Here is a 10,330-nt window from a genome sequence, read left to right as displayed (position 1 = left end):
GCCGGGGGGCCGGCGGCCGGGGCCGAGGAGGATCGCCGACCTGACGACCCGGGGTGCGGATCGAGGCCGAGGTGCTGAAGCTGGCCGTGCAGCGCCCTCGCTGGTCGGCGAGCGGTTCGACGCGATCGGCGCGGAGGCCTTCACCCGGCCCGAGCACGTCGCGCTGCACGGGCTGGTCATGGAGGCCGGGGGCACCGCCGCCGGGGGCGCGGGCGGGCGCGAGTGGGTGGACCGCCTGCTCGCCCTGGCGGGCGAGGACCTGCGCGGGACGGTCACCCGGCTGGCGGTGGAGGAGCTCCGCGCGGACCTCGCGAACGAGCAGCGGTACGCCTCGGACCTGATGGCCGCGCTGGAGGGCATCACGGTGTCGCGGGCGATCGAGCAGGTGAAGTCGGCGCTGGAGCGGACCGACCTGGCCGGCGGAGCGGAGGAGTACCGCCGGTTGTTCGCGGAGCTGAACGAACTGGAGCGGCGGCGGCGCGTGCTGCGGGAGCAGGCCGCCGGAAGCTGACCGCCGGAAGCTGACCGCCGGAAGCCTGCCGCGTAATCAGCTTTAATTTCCTGGTGCTCATTCGGTCAAACCCGAATGAGGTCTCGATCCGATAATGATTGCGACCTTACCTCCGGTGACAAAAATAGGCCTGCCGTTTCGGGTGACTAATACAGCAGACTGTGTCCCGTGGGTGCATCGGTGCTGCCAAGCGGGCCGCCTTCGGTAGACCAGGTGGCCGACCTCGTCGCGAAAGGAAGAGAGCGCGGAAGCGTCACGGTCGATGACGTCGCCGCGGCCCTCGACAAATCCGAGCTGCCGTCCGACGCGCTGGAGCGCGTCGTGCGGATGCTCGCCGAGAACGGAGTGGAGGTCCTCGAGCCCCAGAGCGAGGAGGAGACCCCCAAGTCCGATGAGGAGGATGTCGGAAAACGAGCGCCGACCAGCGACCTGGTCCGCATCTACCTGCGGGAGATCGGACGGGTGCCGCTGCTCACGGCGGAGGAGGAGGTGGAGCTCGCCAAATCCATCGAGGCGGGGCTGTTCGCCGAGGAGAAGCTGGCCGGCATCGCCTCCCGGCTGGCCTTCCCCGAACTGGGCGACCTCGTCTGGGAGGGCACGCGGGCCAAGCAGCGGCTGATCGAGGCCAACCTGCGGCTGGTCGTGTCGATCGCCAAGCGCTATGTGGGCCGCGGAATGCTGTTCCTGGATCTGATCCAGGAAGGCAACCTCGGTCTCATCCGGGCGGTCGAGAAATTCGACTACACCAAAGGTTACAAGTTCTCCACATATGCCACGTGGTGGATTCGGCAGGCGATCACCAGGGCCATCGCCGACCAGGCGCGCACGATTCGCATTCCGGTGCACATGGTCGAGACGATCAACAAGCTGGTCCGGGTTCAGCGCCAGCTCCACCAGGATCTCGGCCGCGAGCCCGCGCCGGAGGAGATCGCGCTGGAGATGGACCTCCCGATCGACCGGGTGATCGAGATCCAGCGCATCGCCCAGGAGCCGGTCTCGCTCCAGTCGCCGATCGGCGAGGAGGACTCCGACCTCGGCGACTTCATCGAGGACGCCGACGCGGTGGTGCCGATGGAGGCCGCGGCCTTCATCATGCTGCAGGACCAGCTCGAGGAGATCCTCGCCACGCTCTCGGAACGCGAGCAGCGCATCATCCAGCTGCGCTTCGGCCTCGCCGACGGGCATCCCCGGACGCTGGAGGAGGTCGGCAGGGAGTTCGGGGTGACCCGCGAGCGCATCCGCCAGATCGAGTCCAAGACCCTGGCGAAACTGCGCCACCCGACGCGGGCGCAGATCCTGCGCGACTACCTCGACTGACGTCCCGGCCCGGGAGACCGGGCGGAGAGGCCGACGAAGGACCCCGGAGCACGCTCCGGGGTCCTTCGTCGTGGGAGGGCCCCGGAAGCCGCGCCGACCGGCCTGCGCCGGCCCGCCGGCCGTGGCGGCCGGGTGCGCGGGGGCGGCGGTCACGGCTTCGGCGGGGAGTTGTCCCTTCCGCAGGTCAAGGAACCCGCTGACGCGGTTAACGCGCTCGCCGAGCCTCTCTCCGACCCCGCCGCGGGTGCAGCAAGCTGATCCCCGCACCCAGAACAGCCGATCTTCTCGTTGAGAAGGAGTGGAGGAACATATGACCGACCTCAGCCGTCGCAGGCTTCTCGCCGGCACGGGACTGGCGATGGGCGCCGGTGCCGTGTCCGGGGCCGGGCTGGTACAGCTCGGCAAGCCGGAGTCTGCCTCGGCCGCCGCGTCCGGCGGATCGATCCCCTTCCACGGAGCCCACCAGGCGGGGATCGCCACGCCCATCCAGGAGCGCCTGCACTTCGCCTCCTTCGACCTCGGCACCCGGTCCCCGGCGGAGGTGGCGGCGCTGATGAAGGCCTGGACGGCGGCGGCGGTGCGGATGACCGCGGCGGAGGAGGTCGGCCGCGGGGCGACCGGCAGGGCGACGGCGCCGCCGGACGACACCGGCGAGACCCTGGAGATGCACGCCTCGCGGCTCACGCTGACGGTCGGCTTCGGGCCCTCCTTCTTCACCCGGCTGAACCTGCCGGCTCCGGACCGGCTGAAGGAGCTCCCGCCCTTCCGCGGCGACCGGCTCGACCCGGCCCGCAGCGGCGGCGACATCTGCGTGCAGGCGTGCGCGGACGATCCGCAGGTGGCCGTGCACGCCGTACGGAACCTGGCGCGGATCGCCGGCGGCAAGGCGGCGGTGCGGTGGTCGCAGCTCGGGTTCGGCAGGACCTCGGCCAGTTCGCCGGAGGAGAAGACCCCGCGCAACCTGCTGGGGTTCAAGGACGGCACCAACAACATCTCCATCTACGACCGGGCCAAGCTGAACCGGCACGTCTGGGTGGGGGAGGAGGGGCCCGGCTGGATGGAGGGCGGGTCCTACCTGGTCGCCCGGCGGATCCGGACGCACATCGACATCTGGGACCGGACCCCGCTGAAGCAGCAGGAGGACGTCTTCGGCCGGCGCAAGCGGACGGGCGCCCCCTACGGCGGCACCCGCGAGTTCGACCCGGTGCGGATCCACGCCCTCCCGCCCGCCTCCCACGTGCGGCTGGCCCACCCCGACTCGAACGGCGGCTCCAGGATCCTGCGCCGGGGCTACTCCTACACCGACGGCACCGACGGTCAGGGACGGCTGGACGCGGGCCTGTTCTTCATCGCCTACCAGCGCGACCCGGAGGAGGGGTTCGTCAAGGTCCAGCGGTCGTTGTCGGCCCGGGACACCCTCAACGCGTTCATCCAGCACGTCGGATCGGGCATCTGGGCCTGCCCGGGCGGGGTGAGGCCCGGGTCATTCTGGGGTGAGGCACTGTTTTCTTAGGAGATACGGGCGCAAACTGGGCAGATGGAAGCGCGGCCGGCCATAGACGACGCCGCGCTCGAGCGCGAGGCGTGGTCCGTGCTCGAGGCGAACCGGACGGGCACGGCCACCGTGCCCGCACCCGGTCTGTATCCGCACCAGTGGAACTGGGACTCCACCTTCGTCGCGCTCGGGCTGGCCCGGCGGGACCCCCGCCGGGCCGGGGAGGAACTGCTCAGCCTGCTGACCGGCCAGTGGGCCACCGGCATGGTGCCGCACATCGTCTTCCACCCGGCCCTGGCCGAGTCCTACTTCCCCGGTCCGTCGGTCTGGCGTTCCGACGGCCACCCGGCGGCCCCGAGGGGGGTGCCCACCTCGGGGCTGACCCAGCCGCCGATGCAGGCGCTCGCCGCGTGGCGGGTGTGGCGCCACACCCGCGGCACGGCGGACCGGGAGGAGGGCGACGCGCTCGTCCGGCGCCTCCACCCGATGCTGGCGGCCCAGCACGAGTACCTGACCGCCTGCCGGGACCTGGGCGGGGGAGGACTGGCCGCGATCGTCCATCCGTGGGAGTCGGGGATGGACGACAGCCCGGCCTGGGACGACCCGCTGGAGGCGCTCGCGGACGTCCGCGACGCCCGCCGGCCGGGGGAGCCCCCCGACCGGGGCCCCGGCGACCACCACGACCGCTACATCTGGCTGGCCCTGCGCTACCGCGACTCCGGATACGACGGGGCCTACCTGCGCCAGGACCATCCCTTCGCGGTCGAGGACCCGATGTTCAACGGGATCTGGCTGGCCTCCTGCCACGCGCTCGCCGAACTGGCACCGGTGGCCGGGGCGGATCCGAGGCCGTACGGCGAGGCCGCCGAGCGGATCCGGGCGGCGCTGCTGGAACGCCTGTGGAGCGGCGGCGTGTTCCACGCCCGCGACCTGTACGGCGGGCGGCTGATCCCCGTCTGCACGGTCGGCGCCTTCGGCCCGCTGCTCGACCCAGGGCTGCCCGGGGACCGGGTGACGGAACTGGTGAGCGTGCTGGAGTCGGCGCGTTTCATGGGCGCCACCGGATACCCGGTGCCGAGCTGCGAGATCCGGGCGCCCCGGTTCGACCGCTCGCGCTACTGGCGGGGGCCGTCCTGGGTGAACACCAACTGGCTGCTGCGGCGGGCGGCGGCGCTGCACGGCCGGGACGACCTGGCCCGGCAGCTGGGCGCGGCGACCCTCCGCCTGGTACGGCAGTCGGGCTTCCGCGAGTGCTTCGACCCGTTCGACGGCAGCGGCCGGGGCGGCCGGGACTTCTCCTGGTCGGCCGCGCTCACCCTCGACCTGCTCGCGGATAGCGTGGAGGCATGAGGCTCTTTCACCGCACGCCCGCAGAGGTCCGCGCCGCCGTCGTCCCGCCGGACCGGGTCCTGACCTACGCCCAGGGGCCGGACGGCTACGTGATCGCCGCGGACCGGGCGCTCTACCTCGGGGAGACGCGGCTGCCGTGGTCCAGGATCGACCGCGGACTCTGGGACGAGGAAGGGCTGACGGTCGTCACCACGGACGGGCGGGAGCACCGGGTGCCGCTGCCGGAGCCGGGACGGGTCCCGGAGGCGGTGCGGGAACGGGTGGTCTCCTCGATCCTGGTCAGCCAGTACGTGCCGTTGGACGCGCGCGGGGGAGTGAGGCTCGTGGCCCGGCGCGGGGAGGACGGGGAGGCGGTCTGGGACCTCGGGTTCGACACGGGCCTCGACGGGAGCGATCCGGGCCTGCGGGCGCTGGCGGAGCAGGCGCTGGAAGGGGCCCGCCGGAGCTTCGGGGTCTGACCGGGTCCGAGACGGCCGCACCCGCCGGCCGCGCCGTCGCCGGGGCGCGCGGCGGGGTGCGGCCGGCGGTGCGGTCAGTAGGGCGATCCGGTCTTGGCCTCCTCCGGCCAGCCGGTCCGGCTCCCGTCGTGCGCCTCGTCCCCACCGGAGTGGGCAGGCGGCCGGCCACCTGCTCCTTGGCCATGGTGGTCACCTTGGAGACCTGGGCGCCGACGAGGCCGGCGGCCTCCTGCACGGACGGGTTGTCGGTCACCCGCTGGGCCATCCGCTTGATCTGCTCGTAACGCTCCCGGCCGGCCCGGCTACCCAGGACGTAGCCCACCGCCAGACCTGCGCAGAACATCATCCGATAACGCATCTCCACCTCCACAGGCGTGCTCAGCGGGACCCTACCCACGGATCGCGATTCCTCCCGCACCTACCCCGAGCCGTCGATGCGACACGCACTCCCGGAGTGCGCTAATCTATTCATGCGCCGCAGGGAGCAGGGGGAAAACCCCGGCTCACAAGGCGCAGAGCGCGATCCCGTGTAGCTCAATCGGCAGAGCAGCCGGCTGTTAACCGGCAGGTTATAGGTTCGAGTCCTATCGCGGGAGCCACCAGGCAGGCCCCGAGAGCATCGCTCTCGGGGCCTGTCGCTGTTTTATCGCTCCCGCTGTTCCCGTTCGGGGGACAAATCACGGTGAATCACAGAAAATGATGGATGCCGCACTCTGTGTCGCCGTGACGTGTCTCCGAGAACGTGCCGCCGTGACCGCGTGAGCGATCACTTCGGTGGTCGCATCAGCGGATACGGCCGGCGACCGCGTCCAGCGATCGTGCCCGGGGCTCGCGTCCAGCGAGGCGGGCACCGCGACGGCGCGGGGCGCGGCCGCCGCGGACCACAGCGGTCGCAGTGGGGAAGGGCCACTGCGCGCAGGGCACAGGGCCGCCCGGAAACGGCCGCCGTGCCCGTGAGTCACACATGGGTGGTTGGTTCAGTGCTGACCTGGCGGAGGTCCCGGCGGCGTGCGCCGGAGCCGGTGCACGACGTCCGAATTCCCTGCGAGAGCGCACCGGAGCGTGCGGTCCCGCACGCCGATGCGGCGGCGGCGGAGGAGTACCTGAGGCTGTTCCACGCGGAGAACCCCGCCGCGGGACCGGTGGAGCCGCGCCTGCGCGAGGTGCGGGCCGAGATAGCGAGAACGGGGACCTACACGCACACGCCCGGCGAACTGGTCTTCGGGGCCAGGGTCGCCTGGCGCAACAGCGGCAAGTGCATCGGGCGGCTCTACTGGCGGTCGTTGCGCGTCCGCGACCGCAGGCACGTCAGCACCCCGGAAGGCGTGGCGGTGGAGTGCGTGGAGCACCTGCGGGACGCGGCGCCCGGCCGCCGGATCCGCCCGACCGTCACGGTGTTCGCCCCGGACCGCCCCGGCGTGCCGGGGCCGAGGATCTGGAACGAGCAGCTGATCCGGTACGCCGGCTACGAGCTGGACGACGGCTCGATCGTCGGCGACCCCCGGTACGCCGCCTTCACCACGATGCTCCGCAAGCTCGGCTGGCAGGGCGGCTCGGGCACGCCGTTCGACGTGCTCCCGCTGGCGGTCTCGATGGGCGGGGGGCCGCCGCTGCTGTCGGAGATCCCCGGGGACGCGGTGCTGGAGGTGCCGCTGTCCCATCCGTCCTACCCGTGGTTCGAGGAGTTCGGGCTGCGCTGGCACGCCGTACCGGCGATCTCGAACATGTGCCTGGAGATCGGCGGGATCTGCTACCGGGCGGCGCCGTTCAACGGGTGGTACATGGGGACCGAGATCGGTGCGCGGAACCTGGCCGACGAGGACCGGTACGGAATGCTGCCGGCCGTGGCCCGGCGGATGGGCCTGGACACCGGCAACGACCGCTCGCTCTGGCGCGACCACGCGCTGGTGGAGCTGAACGTCGCGGTCCTGCACTCCTTCGAGCGGGCGGGGGTGACGATGACCGATCACCACACCGAGGCGCGGCGCTTCCTGATCCACCTGGAGCGGGAGGAGAAGGCGGGCCGGACCTGCCCGGCGGACTGGAGCTGGATCGTTCCGCCGATCTCGGGCTCGGCCACCCCGGTCTTCCACCGCTACTACACCGATCTGCAGCTGTCCCCGGCGTTCGTGCACCACGCCGACTCGCTGGAGCGGGGGCTGGGCCGCGGCGCCGTACCGGGCTGGTGACCGGCGTCGTTCCAGGCCGGTGACCGGCGCGGATCCCGCAGGAGGGGGGCCGCCGCTGTCCCCGGAGGAGGAAACAGTGTAGAACGTTATTCTGTAATTCGGAGGAGAGGGCGGAGAATGCTGGATCTGGTGCTGTCGTCGATCGACCGGGGTGTGCTGACCCTGACCTTCAACCGGCCGGACCGGCTCAACGCCTGGACCGACGTGATGGGACGGCGCTACTTCGACCTCCTGGCCGAGGCCGAGAAGGACCCCGAGGTGCGGGTGATCGTCGTCACCGGGGCGGGGAAGGGGTTCTGCGCCGGAGCCGACTTCCAGACGCTCAACGCCATCCAGGACGGCTCCTACACCGAGGAGCCGGACCCGCGCCCCCACACCTTCCCGACCACCGTCGGCAAGCCCGTGATCGCCGCGGTCAACGGCGCCTGCGCGGGGCTCGGCATGGTCCACGCGCTGGTCTGCGACCTGGTCTTCACCGCCGCGGAGGCCAAGTGGACCACGGCCTTCGCGCGCCGCGGGCTGATCGCGGAGTACGGCCTGTCCTGGATCCTGCCCCGGCTGATCGGCCAGGGCAGGGCCATGGACCTGCTGCTGTCGGGCCGGACCTTCACCGGGGCCGAGGCCGCCGAACTCGGCCTGGTGGCCCGGTCGGTGCCCGGGGAGAACCTCCTGGAGGAGGTCGCCGCGTACGCCCGCGAGCTGGCGGTGCACAGCTCGCCGGCCTCGATGTCGGTGATGAAGCGCCAGATCTGGGGCGACTGGAACACCACCCTCCAGGCGGCGGAGACCGAGGCCCAGCGGCTGATGGCCGACTCCTTCGGCCGCCCGGACTTCGCCGAGGGCGTCGCCAGCTTCCTGGAGCGCCGCGAGCCCCGCTTCCCGCCGCTGTAGCGGGACCGCCGTACGGCTCCGGGGCGCGCCGCCGTACGGCGTGCGGGTCCTGGAGCCGTACGGCGTGCGGGTCCTGGAAGCGGCGCGGCACGCGGAGTCGAGCCGTGCGGCCCAGGGCCGCGGGCGGCGCGCTCAGGCGGCCCCGACCGCGGACGGCTCGTCGAACTGGGTCCGGTACAGCTCCTCGTAGCGGCCCCCGGCGGCGAGCAGGCCGGCGTGCGTGCCGCGCTCCACGATCCGCCCGTCCTCGACCACCAGGATGAGGTCGGCGGCCATGATCGTGGAGAGCCGGTGCGCGATCACCAGCGCCGTCCGCCCGGCCAGCGCCTCGCCCAGCGCGGCCTGCACCGCCGCCTCCGAGGTGGCGTCCAGGTGCGCGGTGGCCTCGTCGAGGATCACCACCCGGGGACGGGCCAGCAGCAGCCGCGCGATCGTCAGCCGCTGGCGCTCGCCGCCGGAGAGCCGGTAGCCGCGCTCGCCCACCACCGTGTCCAGCCCGTCGGGGAGCGCGGCGACGAGCTCTTCGAGCCGGGCGCGGCGCAGCGCCTCCCAGAGCTCCTCCTCGCCCGCCTCCGGCCGCGCCAGCAGCAGGTTCTCCCGGATCGACTCGTGGAACAGGTGCCCGTCCTGGGTCACCATCCCGACCGTCTCGCGGATCGAGTCGGCCGACAGCTCCCGCACGTCCACCCCCGCCAGCCGTACGGCGCCGCCGTCGGCGTCGTACAGGCGCGGCAGCAGCTGCGCGATGGTCGACTTGCCCGCGCCGGACGAGCCCACCAGGGCGACGAGCTGACCGGGCTCGGCGCGGAAGGAGATCCCGTGCAGCACCTCGGCGGCGTCGCGGCCGTCGAGGACCGCCACCTCCTCCAGGGAGGCGAGCGAGACCCGGTCCGCCGACGGGTAGCCGAAGCGCACCCCGTCGAACTCCACTGAGACGGGCCCGTCGGGCACCCGCCGGGCGTCCGGCCGGTCGGCGATCAGAGGCTCGAGGTCCAGCACCTCGAAGACCCGCTCGAAGCTCACCAGCGCGCTCATCACGTCCACCCGGGCCCCGGCCAGCGCGGTCAGCGGCGCGTACAGGCGGGTGATCAGCAGTGCGAGCGCGACGACCGAGCCCGCGTCCAGTCGCCCGCCCAGCGCGTAGAAGCCGCCGAGGCCGTAGACGAGGGCCAGCGCCAGCGCCGAGACCAGCGTCAGCGCGGTGACGAACGCCGACTGCACCATCGCCGTGCGCACCCCGATGTCGCGTACCCGCCTGGCCCGCGCGGCGAACTCGGCCGACTCCCGCGCCGGGCGGCCGAAGAGCTTGACGAGCGTCGCGCCGGGCGCGGAGAACCGCTCCACCATCTGCGTGCCCATCGCCGCGTTGTGCCCGGCCGCCTCCAGCCGGAGCCGGGCCAGCCGGGCGCCCATCCGCCGCGCGGGCAGCACGAAGACCGGGAGCAGCACCAGCGCGAGCAGGGTGATCTGCCAGGAGAGCCGGACCATCACGGCCAGCGTGAGCACGAGCGTCACCAGGTTGCCCGCCACCGTGGACAGGGTGTCGGTGAAGGCCCGCTGCGCGCCGATGACGTCGTTGTTCAACCGGCTGACCAGCGCGCCGGTCCGGGTCCTGGTGAAGAAGGCGATCGGCATGCGCTGCACGTGGTCGAAGACGGCGGTGCGCAGGTCGAGGATCAGGCCCTCGCCGATGCCCGCCGACAGCCACCGGGTCAGCAGCCCGAGCCCGGCCTCCGCCACCGCGATGGCGGCGATGAGTGCGGCGAGCCCGACGACGACGTCCAGCGGCTCGCCCGCGACGATCGCGCCGACGGCGTCGCCCGCGAGCACCGGCGTGGCCACCGTCAGGACGGCCGTCACCACGCTGAGCAGCAGGAAAACGGCCAGGCGGCGCCGGTGCGGCCGGGCGAAGACGCCGATCCGCCGCAGCGTGGCCACGGAGAACGGGCGGCGCTCCTCCTGGGCGTTCATCGTCCGGTACAGCGCGTTCCAGGCGGTCATCTCCATGCTCATCGGGGGCCACCGCCGCTCGTGCTCGTGCCCGTTCTCATACTCGCGGGTGCGGGTGCGGGTGCGGGTGCGGGGGCGGTCGCCGGGACGGCCGCGGGGGGCGGGTGCG

7 protein-coding genes, 1 tRNA gene and 1 pseudogene are annotated in these 10,330 nt (G+C 72.6%); 8 read left to right on the top strand and 1 reads right to left on the bottom strand.

What is annotated here, in order from left to right:
- The 8 genes and pseudogenes from ACWJ6R_RS21285 to ACWJ6R_RS21250 all read left to right on the top strand — a co-directional run.
- Positions 1-511, top strand: a pseudogene (locus ACWJ6R_RS21285) (DNA primase); the annotation flags it as partial.
- Between the two features lie 213 nt (positions 512-724).
- On the top strand, positions 725-1,828 hold the full coding sequence (gene rpoD / locus ACWJ6R_RS21280; RefSeq protein WP_449063917.1) for an RNA polymerase sigma factor RpoD: 1,104 nt from the start codon (positions 725-727) through the stop codon (positions 1,826-1,828).
- 310 nt (positions 1,829-2,138) lie between these two features.
- On the top strand, positions 2,139-3,341 hold the full coding sequence (efeB, locus tag ACWJ6R_RS21275; protein ID WP_449063916.1) for an iron uptake transporter deferrochelatase/peroxidase subunit: 1,203 nt from the start codon (positions 2,139-2,141) through the stop codon (positions 3,339-3,341).
- A gap of 24 nt (positions 3,342-3,365) precedes the next feature.
- The gene (locus ACWJ6R_RS21270) at positions 3,366-4,673 is read left to right on the top strand and encodes an MGH1-like glycoside hydrolase domain-containing protein (protein WP_449063915.1); all 1,308 of its coding nucleotides are present in this window, start codon (positions 3,366-3,368) and stop codon (positions 4,671-4,673) included.
- On the top strand, positions 4,670-5,131 hold the full coding sequence (locus ACWJ6R_RS21265) for a hypothetical protein (protein ID WP_449063914.1): 462 nt from the start codon (positions 4,670-4,672) through the stop codon (positions 5,129-5,131). Before ACWJ6R_RS21270 ends, ACWJ6R_RS21265 begins: the two co-directional genes overlap by 4 nt.
- Before the next feature lie 523 nt (positions 5,132-5,654).
- A tRNA-Asn gene (locus tag ACWJ6R_RS21260) sits at positions 5,655-5,730 on the top strand.
- 423 nt (positions 5,731-6,153) lie between these two features.
- Entirely contained in the window at positions 6,154-7,320 is a 1,167-nt protein-coding gene (locus ACWJ6R_RS21255) for a nitric oxide synthase oxygenase (protein WP_449063913.1), read from the top strand.
- 117 nt (positions 7,321-7,437) lie between these two features.
- A complete protein-coding gene (locus ACWJ6R_RS21250) occupies positions 7,438-8,211 on the top strand; it encodes an enoyl-CoA hydratase-related protein (protein ID WP_449063912.1) in 774 nt (257 codons plus the stop codon).
- A 132-nt stretch (positions 8,212-8,343) separates the two neighbouring features.
- On the opposite strand, the gene ACWJ6R_RS21245 is transcribed toward ACWJ6R_RS21250, so the two are convergent.
- Positions 8,344-10,224 (bottom strand): ABC transporter ATP-binding protein, encoded by a 1,881-nt coding sequence (locus ACWJ6R_RS21245; RefSeq protein WP_449063918.1) that lies wholly within the window; start codon positions 10,222-10,224, stop codon positions 8,344-8,346.
- Positions 10,225-10,330 lie beyond the last annotated feature (106 nt).

This window comes from Planomonospora algeriensis (assembly GCF_977012225.1).
This window is presented reverse-complemented; position numbering and strand designations above follow the sequence as displayed.

Coding starts and splice junctions, on each gene's coding strand:
- ACWJ6R_RS21250 (WP_449063912.1), top strand. CDS start 7,438: ATGCTGGATCTGGTGCTGTCGTCGATCGACCGGGGTGTGCTGACCCTG.
- ACWJ6R_RS21265 (WP_449063914.1), top strand. CDS start 4,670: ATGAGGCTCTTTCACCGCACGCCCGCAGAGGTCCGCGCCGCCGTCGTC.
- ACWJ6R_RS21245 (WP_449063918.1), bottom strand. CDS start 10,224: ATGAGCATGGAGATGACCGCCTGGAACGCGCTGTACCGGACGATGAAC.
- ACWJ6R_RS21270 (WP_449063915.1), top strand. CDS start 3,366: ATGGAAGCGCGGCCGGCCATAGACGACGCCGCGCTCGAGCGCGAGGCG.
- efeB (WP_449063916.1), top strand. CDS start 2,139: ATGACCGACCTCAGCCGTCGCAGGCTTCTCGCCGGCACGGGACTGGCG.